Source organism: Caballeronia sordidicola (assembly GCF_000729995.1).
GTDB classification, from domain to species: Bacteria; Pseudomonadota; Gammaproteobacteria; order Burkholderiales; family Burkholderiaceae; genus Caballeronia; species Caballeronia sordidicola_A.
Genome location: NZ_JNFG01000005.1, coordinates 139134 through 157960, shown reverse-complemented (window position 1 = coordinate 157960; position 18827 = coordinate 139134). Strand labels below are relative to the sequence as shown.

Annotated in this window: 16 protein-coding genes; 5 read left to right on the top strand and 11 right to left on the bottom strand. The window is 60.9% G+C overall.

Annotation, left to right across the window (positions count from 1 at the left end; all coding sequences use genetic code 11):
* Positions 1-3 precede the first annotated feature (3 nt).
* The 5 genes from FH08_RS0105220 to FH08_RS0105200 all read left to right on the top strand — a co-directional run bounded on the left by FH08_RS0105220 (position 4) and on the right by FH08_RS0105200 (position 6732).
* On the top strand, positions 4-990 hold the full coding sequence (locus tag FH08_RS0105220) for an ABC transporter ATP-binding protein (RefSeq protein ID WP_031357315.1): 987 nt from the start codon (positions 4-6) through the stop codon (positions 988-990).
* Positions 987-2000, top strand: a complete 1014-nt coding sequence (locus FH08_RS0105215; protein WP_031357314.1) for an ABC transporter ATP-binding protein — start codon at positions 987-989, stop codon at positions 1998-2000. Before FH08_RS0105220 ends, FH08_RS0105215 begins: the two co-directional genes overlap by 4 nt.
* Positions 1997-3568, top strand: a complete 1572-nt coding sequence (locus FH08_RS0105210; RefSeq protein WP_031357313.1) for an ABC transporter substrate-binding protein — start codon at positions 1997-1999, stop codon at positions 3566-3568. Before FH08_RS0105215 ends, FH08_RS0105210 begins: the two co-directional genes overlap by 4 nt.
* A gap of 11 nt (positions 3569-3579) precedes the next feature.
* Positions 3580-5499 (top strand): CocE/NonD family hydrolase, encoded by a 1920-nt coding sequence (locus tag FH08_RS0105205; protein ID WP_035565398.1) that lies wholly within the window; start codon positions 3580-3582, stop codon positions 5497-5499.
* A gap of 132 nt (positions 5500-5631) precedes the next feature.
* Entirely contained in the window at positions 5632-6732 is a 1101-nt protein-coding gene (locus tag FH08_RS0105200) for a porin (protein ID WP_031357311.1), read from the top strand.
* Between the two features lie 55 nt (positions 6733-6787).
* Here FH08_RS0105200 and FH08_RS0105195 read toward each other — a convergent pair whose 3' ends face one another.
* The 11 genes from FH08_RS0105195 to FH08_RS0105145 all read right to left on the bottom strand — a co-directional run bounded on the left by FH08_RS0105195 (position 6788) and on the right by FH08_RS0105145 (position 18753).
* Complete coding sequence (locus FH08_RS0105195) at positions 6788-7519, bottom strand: GntR family transcriptional regulator (protein WP_051887784.1); 732 nt, start codon at positions 7517-7519, stop codon at positions 6788-6790.
* A 32-nt stretch (positions 7520-7551) separates the two neighbouring features.
* A complete protein-coding gene (hpxZ, locus tag FH08_RS0105190) occupies positions 7552-7938 on the bottom strand; it encodes an oxalurate catabolism protein HpxZ (RefSeq protein ID WP_031357309.1) in 387 nt (128 codons plus the stop codon).
* Between the two features lie 14 nt (positions 7939-7952).
* Positions 7953-8612: a cysteine hydrolase family protein gene (locus tag FH08_RS0105185; protein WP_031357308.1), complete on the bottom strand. Its 660-nt coding sequence runs from the start codon at positions 8610-8612 to the stop codon at positions 7953-7955.
* 25 nt (positions 8613-8637) lie between these two features.
* Positions 8638-10248 carry an ABC transporter ATP-binding protein gene (locus FH08_RS0105180; RefSeq protein ID WP_031357307.1) on the bottom strand — a complete coding sequence of 537 codons (1611 nt, stop codon included), beginning with the start codon at positions 10246-10248 and terminating at the stop codon, positions 8638-8640.
* 2 nt (positions 10249-10250) lie between these two features.
* A complete protein-coding gene (locus FH08_RS0105175) occupies positions 10251-10943 on the bottom strand; it encodes a cysteine hydrolase family protein (protein WP_031357306.1) in 693 nt (230 codons plus the stop codon).
* A gap of 44 nt (positions 10944-10987) precedes the next feature.
* Positions 10988-11914, bottom strand: a complete 927-nt coding sequence (locus FH08_RS0105170; protein WP_031357305.1) for an ABC transporter permease — start codon at positions 11912-11914, stop codon at positions 10988-10990.
* Entirely contained in the window at positions 11907-13022 is a 1116-nt protein-coding gene (locus FH08_RS0105165; RefSeq protein ID WP_031357304.1) for an ABC transporter permease, read from the bottom strand. Before FH08_RS0105165 ends, FH08_RS0105170 begins: the two co-directional genes overlap by 8 nt.
* Before the next feature lie 34 nt (positions 13023-13056).
* Positions 13057-14154 carry a BMP family ABC transporter substrate-binding protein gene (locus FH08_RS0105160; protein WP_031357303.1) on the bottom strand — a complete coding sequence of 366 codons (1098 nt, stop codon included), beginning with the start codon at positions 14152-14154 and terminating at the stop codon, positions 13057-13059.
* A gap of 49 nt (positions 14155-14203) precedes the next feature.
* Positions 14204-16021, bottom strand: a complete 1818-nt coding sequence (atzF, locus tag FH08_RS0105155; RefSeq protein WP_051887780.1) for an allophanate hydrolase — start codon at positions 16019-16021, stop codon at positions 14204-14206.
* Between the two features lie 241 nt (positions 16022-16262).
* Entirely contained in the window at positions 16263-17414 is a 1152-nt protein-coding gene (locus FH08_RS0105150; protein WP_031357301.1) for an acyltransferase family protein, read from the bottom strand.
* A 301-nt stretch (positions 17415-17715) separates the two neighbouring features.
* Complete coding sequence (locus FH08_RS0105145; RefSeq protein WP_035565354.1) at positions 17716-18753, bottom strand: AraC family transcriptional regulator; 1038 nt, start codon at positions 18751-18753, stop codon at positions 17716-17718.
* Positions 18754-18827 lie beyond the last annotated feature (74 nt).

Below are 18827 nucleotides of genomic sequence, written 5' to 3'. Positions count from 1 at the left end.
CCCATGTCTCCAGCCATTCCCACTTTATCGGTCGAGAACTTGCAGACCCATTTCTTCACGGCGGCCGGCGTTGCAAAAGCCGTTGACGACGTGAGCTTCGATGTCTATCCCGGCGAGATCGTCGGTCTTGTCGGCGAGTCCGGTTCGGGCAAATCGATCACCGGTTTTTCGATCCTTGGTTTGATCGACGCGCCGGGACGTATTGTCGGAGGACGTGTTCTGTTCAAGGGCGTGGACCTGACGAGCTACGGCCGGGAAGCGTTGCGGCAACTCCGGGGAAATCGCATCGCGATGATTTTCCAGGACCCAATGATGACGCTGAATCCCGTTCTTCGCATCGATACGCAGATGATAGAAACCGTGCGCGCTCATGCGCCGGTGTCGAAACAAGCTGCTCGCGAACAGGCGCGCGAGGCGCTCGCGGCGGTCGGTATTCCTGCGCCCGATGAACGGCTCAAGGCGTATCCGCATCAGTTGTCGGGCGGCATGCGCCAGCGCGTGGCGATCGCGATTGCCATGCTGCACAAGCCTGACCTGATCATTGCCGACGAGCCCACGACCGCGCTCGACGTCACCATCCAGGCGCAGATTTTGGCGCAGATGCAGAAGCTCTGCGCGCGCTCGAACACGGCGATGGTCTGGGTCAGCCATGACCTCGCGGTGGTAGCGGGACTGGCCGATCGCATCTGCGTGATGTATGCGGGACGCGTGGTCGAAACAGGCGACGTGGATACGATCCTCGAACGTCCGAGGCATCCGTACACGATCGGTCTGCTGGGCTCCGTACCCGAGAACGTGGCGCACGGCGAACCGCTGATGCAGGTCCCGGGCGTTGCCCCTTCGGCGTTTGCGTTGCCCGTGGGTTGCGCCTTCTCCCCGCGATGCACCCATGCCACCGATACATGCAGGACACAAAAACCGCCGGTATTCAAAGTGGGCGACAGCCATCTCCACCGATGTTTTCATCCCGTTGAGCGAGTTGCAGCATGAGCACGCAAGTTCTTATCAAAGCCGACCAGGTGTCGCGCCGTTTCGTGAAGCGTTCGAGTTATGCAGAGCGCATTGCGCAGATGCTGGGCGCCAAACCCATATCGCATACGGTCCATGCGGTGGACACCGTGAACCTTGAGATTCATCGTGGAGAAGTGGTCGGGCTCGTCGGTGAATCCGGCTGCGGCAAGTCGACCTTCGGCCGCATGCTGGCCGGCGTGGTACCGCCTTCGTCGGGAACCATCCACGTGACCGATGCAAACGGGGCCGGCACGACTGTTCTCGGCTCACGTGGGAAGCTTGCGCACAGGCTGGGGACGCAAATGATCTTTCAGGATCCAATGTCATCGCTCAATCCGCGCAAGCGGGTGCGCGAGATTATCGGCGAGGCGCCGCTCGTGCATGGCATGGTGACGCGGCGTAACCTGGATGATTACGTTGTCGATGTCATGGAGCGGGTTGGCTTGAATCCGGATGTCAGGCAGCGCTATCCGCATCAGTTTTCCGGCGGGCAGCGCCAGCGCATCAGCATTGGACGAGCCTTGGCGGTGAAGCCCGATTTCCTGATATGCGATGAATCGATCGCGGCGCTCGACGTGTCGATCCAGGCGCAGATCATCAACCTGTTCATGCGGCTGCGCGCCGATCTTGGACTGACCTACCTTTTTATCAGTCACGATCTCGGCGTGGTTGAACATATCAGCGATCGGGTCGCGATCATGTATCTGGGACGGATTGTGGAGACTGCGCCCACGGCTGATCTGTTCGCCAGGCCATTGCATCCGTACACGGTTGCGCTGCTGAATCAGGTGCCGCGCTTATCGAACAGGAAGCGCGCGTATGAGTCGATCAAGGGCGAGATTCCGTCGCCGCTTGCACCTCCGAAAGGGTGCCATTTTCATCCGCGCTGTCCACACGCGATGCCGCGCTGCAGCGTCGAGCATCCGGAATTGACGGAAGCGGCGAGCGATCACCGGGTCGCCTGTCATCTCTTCACGGAGGCGAAATGAGTTGCCTCCGGATTGCCGCCGCGTGCGTTTTGATCGCTGCATGCAACGTCCCACCCAGCGTGTTCGCCCGCGCGCTGACCATGGCCGTTGCCGCCGAGCCTTCGTCGATGGACCCGCTGTTCTCCCGCGCGCAGAACAATCAGCAGGTGGAAAACATCTTCGAGCACTTGATCGCGCGTGATGAGAACCTGCAGATACAACCCAGCCTCGCCGTGGCGTGGCGAGTCGTCGATCCGGCTACGTGGGAATTCAAACTGCGCCCCAACGTCCGCTTTCACGACGGAACGCCGTTCACCGCAGCCGACGTGGTGTATTCGGTGAAACGAGCCTCGAACGTGCCGAACAGCCCCGCGCCTTTCTCCGGTGCAGTGGCGAATATCGCGTCCATTGACGTGCTCGATCCGCTCACGCTGCGTATCCATACGAAGACCCCTGCGCCCGGGTTTCTCGAACAGATCGGCATGTTGTTCATCGTGTCGAAGCATGCGGCCGAAGGCCATCAAAGCAACCAGTACGTGTCGCCGGCTGTAGCAGTGGGGACCGGTCCCTACAAACTGAAACGATGGGTCCCGGGCGACAATCTCGAACTCGTGCGCAACGACAACTACTGGGGTCCAAAGCCGCCGTTCGATACCGTCACCATCCGCTTCGTCGCCAACGACGCCGCGCGCATGTCGGCGCTGCTGTCCGGTTCCGTCGACCTGATCGATAACGTCCCGCCGGTCAATGTGCCCCGGCTCAAGCGCGACCCGGCTATCACGCTTTACTCGGGAGCATCGGCGCGGCTGATCTATCTCGCGCTGGACTCGAGCCGTCAGCAGTCTCCCTTCGTGACTGGCCAAGACGGCGAACCGCTGCGAAACAATCCGCTGCGCGATCTGCGCGTGCGGCAGGCTATATCGAAGATGATCGATCGGAGCGCCATCACGCAATACCTGCTGAATGGCGCAGGCGTTCCCGCCGGCCAGATCGTCCCACAGGGAGTGGGCGGTTACTCACCGGCATTGCCAGCCGATACCTACGATCCCATCGGTGCGAAAAAACTGCTTGCGCAAGCGGGCTACCCACAAGGGTTCACGCTGACGATCCATTCATCCAACGACCGCTTTTCCTCCGACGGCGACGTCGCCCAAGCCGTTGGGCAAATGCTGGCGCGTGGCGGAATCAGGATCGCGAACGTCGTCACGCAGCCCTACAACGTCTATGCGGGCGCCGCGGCCAAGCAAAGCTACAGCGCCTTCATCTTCAGCTTCGGCAACACCACGAGCGACTCCACTATCGCGCTGTCCAACGTGATGGCGACCTATTCACGAACTGCGGGAACAGGCGCGTTCAATCGCGCCCGCTACTCGAATCCCGCGCTCGATCAAGCGCTCGCCGCGGCTAGCGCCAGTTTTGACCCCGTGCAGCGCGAGCGCTTGCTTGAGCAAGCGGCAGAAGCGGGATTCCGCGATCTTGGCATTGTCCCGCTGTATTTCCCCGAGAACTTTTGGGCGACGCGCAACGGCGTCACGTTTCACCCGAACAAGGCTGAATACACCACAGCAATTTATGTAGGAATCCGATAAAAATGATCGACATGATTCACAACAACACATTCAACGCTGCAAGCGGACGGGACGCAACGTGCAACGAGTACATGATCCCCATGCGCGATGGCGTGCGCCTCGCGACGGACGTTTACCTGCCCGCAGGTTTTCGTCCGGGTATCGATGCACCCTTGCCGACCATTCTCGAGCGCACGCCTTATGGCAAGCGCGAAGTATCGCGTTCGGAGATCAACGGTGGAGAGCCGGCCGCGCGGCGTGGTCATGTCGCCGCGTATTTCGTTGCGCGCGGCTTCGCGGTCGTGTTCCAGGATTGTCGCGGACGGCATGCATCGGAGGGCGAGTTCACCAAGTACCTGTCCGAGGGGCCCGATGGATATGACACGCTCGAATGGATCACGCAGCAGGACTGGTCGACAGGCCGCGTGGGCACCATGGGCCTCTCTTACGCCGCGCACACGCAAATGGCCGCTGCCTGCATGAATCCGCCGGGCCTCGCGTGCATGGTGATGGACTCGGGCGGTTTCGCCAACAGCTATCACTGCGGTATCCGGCAAGGCGGCGCCTTCGAACTGAAACAGGCCACCTGGGCGGTGAATCAGGCCAAGGGAAGCCAGGCGGTATTGAACGATCCGTTGCTCAAGGCGGCGCTCGACGCGCAGGATCTGAAGGAATGGTTCTCCCGCATGCCGTGGCGGCCGGGTCAGTCACCGTTGCGTTTCGTGCCTGAGTACGAGCGGTATCTGTTCGATCAATGGACGCACGAAACTTTCGATGAGTTCTGGCAACAGCCCGGCATCTATGCAGAAGGGTTTTATGACTCCATGGCGCGGGTTCCAACGGTCCTCATGTCGAGCTGGTACGACGCGTATGTACGCTCGACCATGGACAACTTCGCCGCCATGTCGAAGCTCGATCCTGTCGCTGCGCCCACTTACCTGATCATGGGGTCGTGGCTGCATGGCGACCGCAACGTGCCGTTCAGCGGCGATGTCGATTTTGGCCCCGCCGCCATGATCGAAGGACAGATTGCGGAGAACTGGCTTGCGTTTCGCGCACAATGGTTCGACCGGTGGCTGAAGCCCGCCACGTCGGGACCAAAGCAGTCAGACCCTGTTGCAAGGATCTTCCTGATGGGGGGAGGCAGTGGTGCTAGCAATGCCGATGGCCGCATGGAACACGGCGGTGCGTGGATCCAGTCAGCGCAATGGCCGCTGGCCGATACACGCTTCACGCGTTTTTATTTGCGGGAAGGCGGCGTGTTGTCGGAGGAGCCGCCTGAACAGGCCGACGCATCTGTTTCGTATGCGTTCGATCCGTCGAACCCCGTGCCTACCATCGGTGGTGGATTGACGTCGGGTGCGCCGGTTTTTGAAGGCGGCGCGTTCGACCAGCGCGAAGACGAACGCTTCTTTGGCACGCGCAATCCGGGCGTGCCGCTCGCAGCGCGCAACGACGTTGTTGTATTCGAAACGCCGCCGCTGGAAGAAGACATGGCGGTCGTGGGGCCGGTCATCGTGAGATTGTGGATATCATCGGATGCACCCGATACCGACTTCACCGCGAAAGTGATCGATATGTACCCGCCCAACAGCGATTATCCGGAAGGCTTCGCAATGAACCTGACCGACGGCATTTTCCGCTGCCGTTTTCATCGGTCGTGGAGCGAGCCTGAGTTTCTCGAAACGGATTGCATCTATGAAATAACCATCGAGCCTTTTGCGACCGCAAATTTATTCAAGCGCGGGCATCGGATCCGACTGGATATATCGAGCAGTAATTTCCCCCATTTCGATGTCAATCCGAATAGTGGGGAATCACCGGCTTTGGCACGGGCGCCGCGAATCGCCGTGAATACCGTGCACCTGGGATCGGAGCACCCTTCGCACCTCGTCCTGCCGATCGTGCCTGTGGGCGCGCTCAGGAGCCTGGAGCCGCTCGCCGGCCACTAACCACTCGTCGTAAGCCCTTGAAGCCTGTCTAGCGGCGCCCGTTCCATCGGGCGTCGGGGAGAACTGTTGCGCAATTTTTCATGCATCAAACCAGCAGCAAAACCCAAAGCAATCAACTACAGAGGAAGGATCATGCACAAGCACACTCCGCGTGCCCTATTGGCCGCGTCGGTAGGACTCGGCTTTATCGCGACGACCGTACACGCTCAATCTACCGTGACGTTATATGGCATTGTCGATGGCGGATTTACTTATACGAGTAACCAGGGTGGCAAAAGCAATTACCAGGCAACTGCCGGGAGCGAGCAAGGTTCGCGTTGGGGCTTTACCGGTAAGGAAGATCTGGGCGGAGGCAACGCGGCGATTTTCCGGCTTGAAAACGGCTTCAATCTGCAGACCGGCGTGGCGAGCGCAAACGGCCGTATATTCGGGCGCCAGGCGTGGGTCGGGTTGTCGAGCGACAAATGGGGCGCAGTAACGTTCGGGCGCCAATACAACGCGGCACAAGACTCGCTCGAACCGCTGCAGGTCTCGGCGGACACTTCGCAATACGGCACGCACCCGTTCGATACCGACGACCTGAACAACACATTCCGCACCGATAACTCCGTGAAGTACGTCACGCCGAACTTCCATGGCTTGCAGCTCAATTCCATGTACGGCTTCAGCAACAACGCCGGCAATTTTGCAATGAGCCGCTCTTACAGTGTGGGTGCGTCTTACGCAGGTGGCCCGTGGCGCCTTGGCGCGGCCTATGTGCGTCTCGACAATCCGGCGGTTGATACCACGGGCGCCATTCCTTCGGATAACTACTTTACTTTCATCAAGGGCGTGACGAAGCAGCAGATCTATGGCGCCGGCGGTCTCTACGATTTCGGCAAGGCGAGTCTCGGCTTGATGTACACCAGCACGACCTTCGACCTGACACCGACGACGCAACACCAGACGTTCCAGAACGCGGAAGCAAGCATTCGTTATCAGTTCACCCCAGCGCTCAGGGCGGCGCTAGGCGAGACGTATACCGAGGTAACCGCGAACGCCAAGCCCGCGAGCTGGCACTACTGGCAGACAACGAGCGCCTTGCAGTATTTCTTGTCAAAGCGAACCGACGTGTATATCGATTTGATCTATCAGCGCTCGAGCGGCGCGGTTGCCGCGATTGAAGGGACATCGGGTGCGTCGAGCAGCCACACGCAGTTCCTGGCGGTCACCGGCATTCGGCAGAAATTCTAACCATCTTCCTGAGCTGCGCCGCTGCTTCCCGCAGTGGCGCGTTTGTGCGACACGCCTAAGACACAAACGGCAGCTTCACATCGCGCGCCGCATCGAGCATCGACAAGGTGATCTTCCGGACTTCCAGCTTGCTCTGCGTGATATGAGCGCGCAGCAGAATAGTTGCCTCGGTCAGCCGGTTGCGCTCGATGAGATGCAGCATGGTCGAGTGCTCGTCATAGGTCGCGCTGGTCCGGTGAGGCTTGAGAAAATCGAGCCGGCGCACAATGCGGATGCGCTCGGTGACGTCGTTATGAACGCGCACCATTTCCGCATTGCCGGTAGCGGCCACGATCTGCCGATGAAAATTTTCATCCATGCCGAACATCTTCACCGGATCGGCCTCACGCGCTTTTGGCTCGACGCACCAGATTGCCTTGAGCGCATCGATAGCCTCACGTGCTGCTTCGCTCCCCGATGTCAACCGTTCAAGCGCGGCCACTTCCAGCACGATGCGCAGGTCGTAGAGCTGATCCATCTGGTCGAAGTCAATCCGCGCGACCTTCCATCCGCGGCGGAAACCAACCTCCAGATAACCCTCTCGTTGCAGCCGGAACAAGCCGTCGCGCATCGGCGTGCGCGATACGCCGTAATACCGCGCGATACCGTTCTCGGAAAAGCGATCGCCCGGAAAAAGCCGGAAGTTGAAAATGTCGGTTTTCAGCCGCTGGTAAACCTGCTCGGCGAGCGGGTTGGCGGCGTTTGGTTCGAGTGCTTCCAACGCTGTTTCGATTGTGTCTTCCTGCATGCGGATTCCCCCTTGTTCTTATTATCGTCGTTTCAGGGTTTCGGAATCAGGCTCACGTGCGCGGCGATAATTGTAAAACCTTCGGCAGGACCGAGACGTGCCCAGGTCTGCATCTGGCGTCCGATCAATGGGGTTTCATCGCTGGTAAATTCCGTGCTGACGGTCGCGAAGTCGCGGCCGAATGTGGTGATGACAGTCCGATGCAACGAGCGTGACGCGGGCACCGGCTGACAGGTTTCGCGCCATTGACGAATCGCCGCGCCACCATGCTGGATTTCGGCAATACCATAACGCACGGTCTCCGGTGCGTCCCAGAACAGCGCGTTCATCGTTTCGATATCGTTCGCCACGAGCGCGCGCTCATACTCGACGAACGCCGCACACACCTCGGCGATAACTTCCGGCAGGTTGATGTCCATCGTCGGCAAAATCCTCATGCTGCGGTAAAGGATGACAGCGGTGCGGTCCATCCAACAATACCGCCCTGGGACCGTACCATTTCCAGCGTCGCAAGCTTGAACGCCGGAAAATAACTGGCGGTGGCGTCCTCGACAAGCAGGCAATCGTAGCCGCGGTCGTTCGCTTCACGCATCGACGTCTGCACGCATACCTCCGTCGTGACGCCGGCGAAAACCAGGTGCGTGATATGCCGCGCCTCCAGCTCCTGAGTTAATAATGTCGCGTAAAACGCGCCCTTGCCGGGTTTATCGATGACAAGCTCGCCTTCGGCCGGCGCAAGGGCATCGACGATCGCGTTGCCTGGTTCGCCCCGAATCAGGATGCGGCCCATCGGCCCTTCGTCTCCAATGCGTGCATTGGGCGCGCCACGAAGCCGCTTGGAAGGTGGGCAGTCCGACAGATCCGCTGCATGCGACTCGCGCGTATGGACCACGAACCACCCGCTTGCACGCGCCAAAGCAAGCAGCGAAGCGACAGTCGGCACGATCTGTGCAAGCAGCGATACATCGTTCCCCAGCGACTCCCCAAAGCCACCGGGTTCGACGAAGTCCCGCTGCATGTCGATGATGACGAGTGCGGTTGTCGATGGATCGAAGGTAAAGGGACCTGGCAGCGCCGGTATCGTGACCGTCATAGCGGGTCCCCGCAGCGGCTCAATCTCATTCGATAAACTCCTTCAACGCTTCGGCAACCGGAGCAACGTGCGCCGTCGAGTCACCGTGTCCCGCCATGTAGTGGCCCAGCGTCGCGCGCTCGGCGCTCGCGGCAGATGTCTCGTACACAAGCTCCCCTTCCGCGATCACGACAATCCGGTCCGCCAGTTCCAGCAATTCATCGAGGTCTTCACTCACGAGCAGGACCGCCGCGCCGGCATCGCGCGCCGCCATGATGCGTGCATGAATATCCGCCACCGATGCGAAGTCCAGACCGAACACCGGGTTCGCGACGATCAGCACATCGACCGGCTGACCCAGCTCGCGAGCGAGCACCGCGCGCTGGACATTGCCGCCCGACAGCGTGCCGATAGCACGTTCGGGCACCGGCGGCCGGACGTTGAAATCGTCGATGAGATGCGCGGCGCGCTCCCGCATCGCGCGCCGGTCGAGACGCCAGCCGCCGCGACGCAAGGGCGTGCGATCGAAGTCGCGGAGAGCCAGGTTTTGCGCGACGCTCATGCTCGCCACGCACGCGTTTTTAAGCGGCTCTTCAGGGATGGCAAACACACGCCGCTGCGTCATTTCCTCGCGCGTGGCGTGGTACGCATCACCCGCTATCTCCATCTCACCCGTCTTCACGCGGCGTTGCCCGACCAGCGCCTCGACCATCTCTTTCTGACCATTGCCTGACACCCCCGCGATCCCGAGTATTTCACCCGATCGAACCTCGAGCGATGCGCGTTTGACCGCCGCATGGCCGCGATCGTCGTCGATAGATATGTTCCTCATGGCAAGGCGTATGCGCGCTGCGGGGTCTACCGGTTTGCGCGCAACCCGCTCGGCATTGACCGCATCCATGACCGCGGTGTCGCGCGTCTCAGCGGCGCCCATCATCAAACCGGCGAGCGCGTCGCGGCTGGTCGCCGATACAGCGCTCGTTCCCACTTGCCTGCCTTTGCGCAGCACGGTCACGTCGTCGGCATACGCCATCACTTCGCGGAACTTGTGCGTGATCATCAGCACGGTCAACTCGCCGCGTGTCGTCAGGTCGCGCATCAACCCCAGCACCTCGTCCGCCTCTTGTGGCGTCAGCACGGAAGTCGGTTCATCGAGAATCAGGAAACGCTGCCTCAGATACAACTGCTTGAGAATTTCAAGCTTCTGCTTTTCCCCAGCGGCCAAGCCGGATACCGGCGCGTTGAGCGGCAGGCGAAACGGCATGCGCCGCATGAACGCAACGAGTGCTTCGCGTTCCGCGGTCCAGTCTATTTTCCACGGCAGGCTCCCGCGTGCGAGCAGCAGGTTCTCCTCCACCGACAATCCCGACGCCAGCGTGAAATGCTGATACACCATGCCGATACCCAGCGCTTGCGCATCGCGCGGCGAAGCAATGTGGACCTCACGGCCATCGGCTGAGATCTGGCCTTCGTCGAGCAGGCCGTAACCTACCAGCCCCTTCACGAGGGTACTTTTGCCCGCGCCGTTTTCCCCGAGCAACGCGTGAACCGTGCCCGGCCGGACCTTGATGGACACGTTATCCAGCGCACGAAATGCACCGAACGACTTGCCGGCGTTGTGCACTTCCACCTCTAACGCATGCGAAGGAGTCGACATGATCAGCCGCCGAGTGTGGTCAGGAGCGAGTTCGAGTCGGACACCGCGCCGAACACGCCGCCTTGCATCGTGATCATGTGCAGCGCTGCCTGATGGTTGCCGGGGTCGGTCGCACCGCAGCAGTCCGCGAGAACGGTGCATTCGAATCCGCGGTCGTTCGCTTCGCGCATGGTGGTGTGCACGCAGACGTCTGTGGTGATCCCGGTCAGCACGAGGTTCACGATGCCCCGTGTGCGCAGGATCAGCTCGAGATCGGTCGCGCAGAACGAGCCCTTGCCGGGTTTGTCGATCACGATCTCACCCGGCAGCGGCGCGAGTTCGCTGATGATTTCCCAGCCGGGCTCGCCACGTACGAGGATACGGCCGCACGGGCCGTCGTCGCCAATGCCCACGCCTTCGGTGCCCGCGCGGCGGCTGCGCCATCGCTTGTTCGCCGGCAGGTCCGACAAATCCGGCCGATGCCCCTCGCGCGTATGAATGATCGTGAAGCCCTGCTCGCGCATCATGGCCATCACGCGCTTGATCGGCTCGATTGGCGCGCGGGTCAGCGACAGGTCATACCCCATCTTGTCGACGTAACCTCCGTGACCGCAGAAATCCGTCTGCATGTCGATGACGACAAGCGCTGTGTTATCCGGGCGCAGGTTGCCATCGAAGGGCCAGGGATACGGGGAAGCATTAATGAATCGGTTCATGGTCGTGGCCGCCTTGAGATTGCGTGGAGTTCAGCGTGTGAAGTTCAACGCGTCAGACTCAGCTCGCCCGGCGCCCCGGCAAGCGTGCGGTCCGGACGGCAATTGATGATCATGATGGCGAGCGTGAGCACATACGGCGCAGCGTTATACAGGTAATAACCGCTCGTCACGCCAATCGACTGCAACGCTGGCCCAAGTGCACCGGCGGCACCGAAAAGCAGCGCGGCCCACAAGCATCGCAACGGCTGCCAGCGCGCAAAAATAACCAGCGCGACGGCCATCAATCCTTGCCCGCTGGATAGCCCTTCGTTCCAGCTGCCCGGATAAACCAGCGAAAGATACGCCCCGCCAACGCCGGCAAAGAAGCCGCCCGCAGCGGTCGCTATGATGCGAATTCGCGTGAGCGGATAACCCATCGCACGCGCGGTCTCGGCGTGATCGCCGACCAGACGCAAGGTCATGCCCCAGCGCGTAGTGCGCAGCCCCCACTGCAACACGAAAGCCAGCACCACGCCGATCACGAACAACGGGTTGATATGCAGCGCGTTATGCAATTGCGGGGAACTCGTCCATGCGCCGAGATCGAACGATTGAAGACCCGGCGCTTGCGGTTCGATGAACGGCTTACCCAGATAAAACGCCAGTCCGGTCCCAAGCAACATGAGCGCGATGCCGAACGCGATGTCCGACACCCGCGGCAACGAACACACCAGCCCGTGCAGGCATCCGAGCAGCAAGCCGACCAGCCCGGCCGCGAGCACCCCGATCCACGGCGAGCCGGTCAGGAACGACGCGGCATAACCGCTCATCGCGCCCGACACGAGAATGCCCTCGAGCCCCAGGTTCACGCGTCCGCCCTTTTCTGTCAGGCATTCGCCAAGACTCACGAACAGATAAGGCGTGCTGACGCGGATGGCGCCGGCAAGGAGGGACAGCAGCAGGATCACGAAGGGCGAATGTGCGTCAGGCATGGGTCTGCTCCATCGGCAAGTTGATGTCGGCGAGTGCGGCGGCTTGTAGTTGCACGCGCCACGCGGCGATCCTCCCGCCCAGCGCTTCCCATGCCAGCAGGTTTGCAAACAGCAGGCCTTGCAGCACAAGCGTGGTGGCATCGGGAAGATCGAGCCGGCGTTGCAGCAGGCTGCCGCTCGCTTCGATCCCGCCGATCATCAGCGCGCACACGATGATCGCTAGCGGATTCTGGCGGGCGGCGAAGGCGACCAGAATGCCCGCGTATCCGTAACCGGCGAGCAGCGACGCGTTCGCGCTGCCCTGCACCGCTGCGACTTCGAACATGCCGGCAAGACCCGCCGCCGCGCCGCCGAGCGCGCAGGCGGCCAGCGCAAGCAGGTTCACCGGCAAGCCGACAAGCCGCGCCGCGCGATTGCTGCCGCCGACCACGCGCATCGCAAAGCCCTTGGTGCTGTACTTGACGAAGACCCACGCGCCAATGCACGCAAGGACGCCCCAGAAGAGACCCCAGTGGACTTCGAGGCCCGGGAGGGACCCAATCATCATTGATGGAGGAACGGGGAGCGTAGAGGGCTTGTTGAGACTTGCCGGATCACGCAACGGCCCTTCGACCAGATGCTTGAACAGCGCGATGGCGATATAAGCCATCAACAGGCTGCTAATGGTTTCATTCACGCCGCGCCATTGCCTGAGCGCGCCCACCGCACCAATCCATGCCGCGCCCGCCAGCATGCCCGCAAGTGCCATCAACGGCGTGGCAATCAGCCAAGGCGTGCTGGCCGGAAGCATCTGCGGGACGATGGCCGCGCACATGCCCCCGAGCGCCAGCGCGCCTTCCCCACCAATGACAACCAACCCCACCTGTGCCGGCAACGCGACGCACAGCGCAGTCAGCATCAGTGGCGAAGCCCGCAACAAAGTGCTTTGCCAGGCGAAAGACGAGCCGAATGCTCCCTTGAAGATCAGGCCGACGGCATCCAGTACCGGCTGACCCTGCACAAGTAGAAATAGAGAAAACAGCACCAGGGTTCCGACAAGCGCAAGCACCGTCGGGATTGCCGGCAACAACGCGAGCAAAACGCGGGCAGTCTGGGCATTGGGGCGCATCACGGCTCCTTCAGGGGATCAGCATGGCTAATCATCAGATCTGACCGGTCACACCCGCCACGAGATAATTCATGCTCTCCAACGTGTAGTCGGTCTGCACGTGGCTCGTTCCCGACGCGATCGCGACCGCGCCCTTGTTGTCCTTCACCGGCCCCTTGAAGATCACGAAGTCGCCCGCCAGCATGCTGCCCTTGATCGCGTCCGCCGCCTTCTTCGCATCAGGCGTGACCTTCGCGCCGTACGGGGACATCTTGACGAACCCTTCCTTGAGGCCGCCGCGCAACACGTTGGGCTGAGGCTTGCCGGCCTGTGCATCGGCGACGAGCGCCTTGTACGGCGTCGCCCAGTCCCACTCGGCGCCAGTGAGATAGCCTTTGGGCGCAAGAGCGGCCTGGCTCGCGTGATAACCGCAACTCATCACGCCGCGTTTCTCCGCCGTTTCCACCACGACCTTCGGACCATCGACGTGGCAGGTAATGACGTCGCAACCCTGATCGACGAGACTGTTGGTCGCTTCCGCTTCCTTCACCGGCATCGACCAGTCGCCGGTGAAAATAACCTGCGTGGTAATAGCCGGATCAACGGACTGCGCGCCGAGCGTGAACGAGTTGATATTGCGCAGCACCTGCGGAATCGGCTTGGCCGCCACAAAGCCGAGCTTCTTGCTCTTGCTCATGTGGCCCGCGACGACGCCGTTCAGGTACTGGCATTCATCGATATAGCCAAAATAGCTCGCGATGTTAGGCGGATTGCCCTGCTTCCATAAACCGCCGCAATGCGCGAACCTGACGTTCGGATACTTGGCGGCCATCCTGAGCACATGCGGATCGAAGTAACCGAACGAGGTCGCGAAAATCAGCGTTGCGCCGTCCTGTTCGATCATCGCTTCCATGGTCTTCTGGACCGCGATGGTCTCGGGCACGTTCTCTTCTTCCACGACCTTGACGTTGGGCAGCTTCTTGATGATCGCCGCCGCCGATGCCTGCGCCTGGTTGTAGCCATAATCGCCGCGCGCGCCTACATAGATCACGCCGACCGTTGTGTTGCCCGCAGCGAAGACCGACTTGAACGGGACCATGCTCGCGAGCGCCAACAGGCTCGCGTCTTTGATGAAAGTGCGGCGGCTAGTCATGTCGTTCGATTCCTGGTGAGCGGTTGATGAGTTGTAAATGAGCGGATTTTTAAAGACTGTCGAGGTAGGCGAGCCAGCCGCCGAAAGCGGTAATGTCGTTCGCGCCGCTATCCGCCGATACCGCCGACGGCTCGCAGATGAAACCCTTCACGAGGCGGCCGTCGCCCAACTCCACGGTGCCGATGCCCATGGGTGCCGGAACGTCCATCACGAACTTGCCGAACGTGCGCAACGGCAGCTCCCACACTTCCACGGCAATGGCTGCACCTTGAACGCCGGAGGTGCGCACAAGCCCGGGTTTGGGCGGCGAAGTATTGGCGAGCGCAAAAAGCTGATAAGACGCCGCGGTATGGGTCGCTTCCTTGCAGCGAGCGCCCGCTTCGAGCAATTGCCGGTTGAGCGGCTGCCCTCTCAAATGCGCACCCACCACCGCCAGCGCAACGGCCGGCTCCTGGAATGGCAACGGCTGGAGACCCGGCGACGGATCGGATTGTTCGTCGAAAAGCGCCTGGATTCGCGCGCCCATCACCGCCAGCCGATGGTCCGCGCCGCTCGGCGCGATCAGGGTCACGCCGGCCGGCAAACCGTCGCTGCGATGCAGGCATGGCACGGCCAGCGCGCACAGATCCAGCAGGTTGACGAAGTTGGTGTAATAGCCCAGTTCGCTATTGCGTTCGATGGGGTTTGCCCGCACGTCGGCGATCAGTGGATGAGTCGGCGTGGTCGGAACAATCAGGATATCGAACTGATAAAAACATCGATCGGCTTCGCGCTTGAGTTCCGCGAGCGTGTATTGGCCGTTGAAGGCATCGACTGCGCTGAAGCGGTCGGCCTTGCCGATTACCGACGCCACCGTTGCGTCGATATCCGCGAAGTTTGTCTCGAAGAATGCACCCAGCGCAGCGCGGCGCTCGGCGACCCACGGGCCGTCGTAGAGCAACGCCGATACACGTTTGAACGGTGTGAAATCAACCTTGCCAGGCGTTAGGCCCAGCCGGGTCGAGAGCGTATCGAGGGTCGCGAGGAACGCGTTTTCCGAGTTAGCGTCACCGAAAAATTCAAGCGCAGCGGGCACGCCTATACGTGGGGAAGAAGCGCTCGCACCCAGGGCCGGCAGCTTGCGCGAGTACGCATCGAGCGCGTCGAATGCGGCCATCTGCGTGAGCACATGCCAGGCGTCGGCCACATCGTGCGCGAAGATCGACAGCGTATCCAGGCTGCGGCAAGCAGGCACCACACCACGTTTGCTTACCAGCCCCAACGATGGTTTGAGTCCTGCCAGCCCGTTGAATCCCGCCGGCACGCGGCCGGACCCGGCCGTGTCCGTGCCCAACGAAAAAGCAACGCACCCGGCGGCAACGGCGACTGCCGACCCGGAACTCGAGCCGCCCGATACATACGCGGCAAACTCAACCTGACGCACCGCGCCAAACGGCGAGCGTGTGCCGACGAGACCCGTAGCAAACTGATCCAGATTGGTCTTGCCGATGAGAATCGCGCCGGCATCGAGCAGCCGCTGAACGGCGAATGCCGACACATCGGGCGTGTAGCTGAAGGGTTCGCACGCGGCGGTAGTCGGCAAACCCGCCACGTCGACGTTGTCCTTAACCGCGAACGGCACGCCGAACAGCGGCAAACGTTCGAACACCGCGTCGCCTTCTTCGGCAAGCGCGTCTTCAAGCGCACGTGCCTGAGCGCGCGCGGCGTCCTCCGGCAGCAGGGCGATCCACACTTCCGGGCGGTCCACGGCGCTGATCCGCTTGAACACCGCGTCGACCACGGCTAGCGGCGAGCAAAGCCGCGCCACATACGCGGCTAAAAGAGCCGTGACGCGTGGACGCTCGAACAGGTCGGTTGAATTGAGCATGAATTCCGTCTTGCATACAAGATGGAATTCATTAATGCAGAAGCTATGCCAGGCTCGTTTTCAAAGCCCCCTAAGCCTTACTGCAAAAGGCTTACCGTCGATCACACAGGCTTAGCAGGTGGCTTCGGTTAGTACCCGCCGCTCTAGTTGCTGGTGCGTGATGCACCGTCGAGTAACGTGCGCGCACAAAAGCGGCGCTCCCCTGCGCTTCGAATAACCGGCCAGCCCAGAGAGTCCTGTTTCATGAGGTCTGGTTTGCGCGCGACGGCGCGGTGACGCTTCTTCCCGTCAGGAATTTACCCAGCAGGATCGACGGGCGTTCGATCACCAAATGAGTGACGGCAGCAACGGGAATAACCAGCACCGCCGCCATTGTGATCGCCCCCCATGCCGATCCCGAAGCAGGCATCAGATGAATTACCGCAAGCAGAACAACCGTGTGGGTCAGGTACAAACTATAGGAGATCGTGCCGAGAAATACGACAGGGCGCCTGGCCAGCACCAGCGTGAAACGCTTCGATGCGATTGCCGTGCAGACGAGGCCAGCGGCGCCCGCCACGACGCACCAGTCGTAGATGTACTGACCGATAGCACCCGACGTAATCGACAGCACCAGGCGCGACAGGAAATAGAGCGCGAGCGAAGCGGCGAGGACAAGCTTCGTCCGATTGCCCTTCGCGAGCCATCCTTGCCAGCTCGCGCGGTGGCGCGCCAACGTCGCACCGACGATGAACATGCCGAGGTAGTGCGCGGTCATCGCCCAGTCGCCGCTAAAACTTGGGCTGCCGGTCTCGTTCCCATTTCTCGCCATGGCGAACAGGAAGGAAACCAGGGAAATACACAACGCCGCTGCCAGGCAGGTGCGGGCGGAGAAGCGGCTGACGCCATACACGACCAGCGGCATAGTCAACGAAATACGCATCTCGTAGATCAAGGACCAAATAACCGGAAGCACGCGATTGGCCTTGTATTGTCCGATAAATAACAAATGGTCGAGTATTTCCCTGCCGGAGAATGATCCGGTCCAGATATCGTTGAACCACGAGCCGGCCCATGCAATCGGTTCTACATTGATCAGACTGATGGCCGAAAAAGCCGCAAACAACACACAGAGATAAGGCAGATAGATCCGGCAAATCCTCTTGACCACATAGTCCCTATACGTAACCCGACGGCCCGACATGAGTTGAAGGGTCAGCACAAAACCGCTAAGTATGAAGAATAGGATGACCGCTTCATGGCCGAGCGCCAGCACGCGCAAAGGTGACTTGGCTACCCACCAAAGCGGGCCGACCAGGACGAAGTGATTAAGGACGACCATCAGGGCAGCTATGCCGCGCAATGCATCCAGTTGTGGGTAATGGCGTCCGTTGAAGGAACTCGTTTCATTCATCCGATAAATTCCTCGCAGTCCGAATTAGTGGCGAATGACGTGGTGTTCAGCTGCCACGTTCTACCGAATTAATTAACCGGTAAAGGGGAAACTTTAATCGCTGATTCAATAGACAATTAACTCCGTATAACTTTCTAATACTTTCTTACCTTATTGCCGATTGACACTGTTCGGACAGCGTAATTTTTGCCTGCGTGCTTCAGGTGTTGACAGGGTCGATGCGACCAGGTGCTGAGGCATGGGCCCTGAGCGATAGACATCACTCAATGGCAAACCCATGCCGGGTCGTGCGAGCGAGTCCTCAAGCAGCTGCCCTTGGCTCGGCAACCGGTTCGATCGGATTAACGGGTGCACCGGCAGCATTTGCCGTCCCCTGGTTCTTTCTCCAGCCCGCCGGCGGTGTTCCGAATTCCCGCTTGAACGCCCTATTGAATGCCGCCTCCGATTCGTAGCCGACCTGCTCCGCCACCGCGGCGAGCGACTTGCTGCCGTTCAAGAGTTCCTGCGCCGCGACCTGCAGGCGCCAACGCGCCAGATATTGCATGGGCGGCTGTCCGAGCAGGTCAGTGAATCGTTGCGCCAACGCGGAACGCGACAAGCCCACTTTTCGCGCGAGTTCATCGACGGTCCATGCGTGCGCGGGTTGCGCATGGAGCATTGATAACGCACGACCGACGAACCGGTCGCGCACACCCGCCAGCCACCCTTTCCGGTCCGCGGGCAGGGTATCGATACACCGGCGCACCGCTTCGACGAACAGCAACTCGGACAGTCTGGCGAGGACAATGGCGCTGCCGGCCCGCCACTCGCTCGCTTCAGCTGCAGCGAATTGCAGTGACGACGTAAGCCATGCCGAGTGCGGATCGTTGCGCAAGTCGACCTTGAAGATTGGCGGCAGCGAGGAAAGCAGCGGGTTGCTCAAGGTGTTGTCGCAGGCGAGGAAACCGCAGATAAGACGCGTGCCGGTTCCGCCGCCTCCATAAGACAATTTCATCACCTGGCCCGGTGCTGTCTGCAATTGACTGGCGAGCAAGGGCGCCGCCGACTCGGGAGAAAGCGCCAGATCGCTGCCAATGATGTGCGCTTCGCCTTGCGGTACTACCAGCAGTTCGCCGGCATTGAGGTGAATCGAGGCGCCCGGGTTGGTGGCGAGTTGCGCGCAACAGTGCCCTTCGATGATCAGATGATAGGACACCACGCGTTCCGATAGCGGCAGGAAGGCTCCATAGAGCGCCGCATTTCCTTGACCCATCACGCACCACGGCTCGGTGAACTCTCCATTGAGATACACCGCTCCGCTCAAGCGCACCGCGCGAAGCACGTCGGAAACGGCGTCCATGAATAATGTCCGTTGAATAGCGCTTGTTGAATACGGCGTCCTGCACAAGAAATCTGGACGCCTGATCATTCATC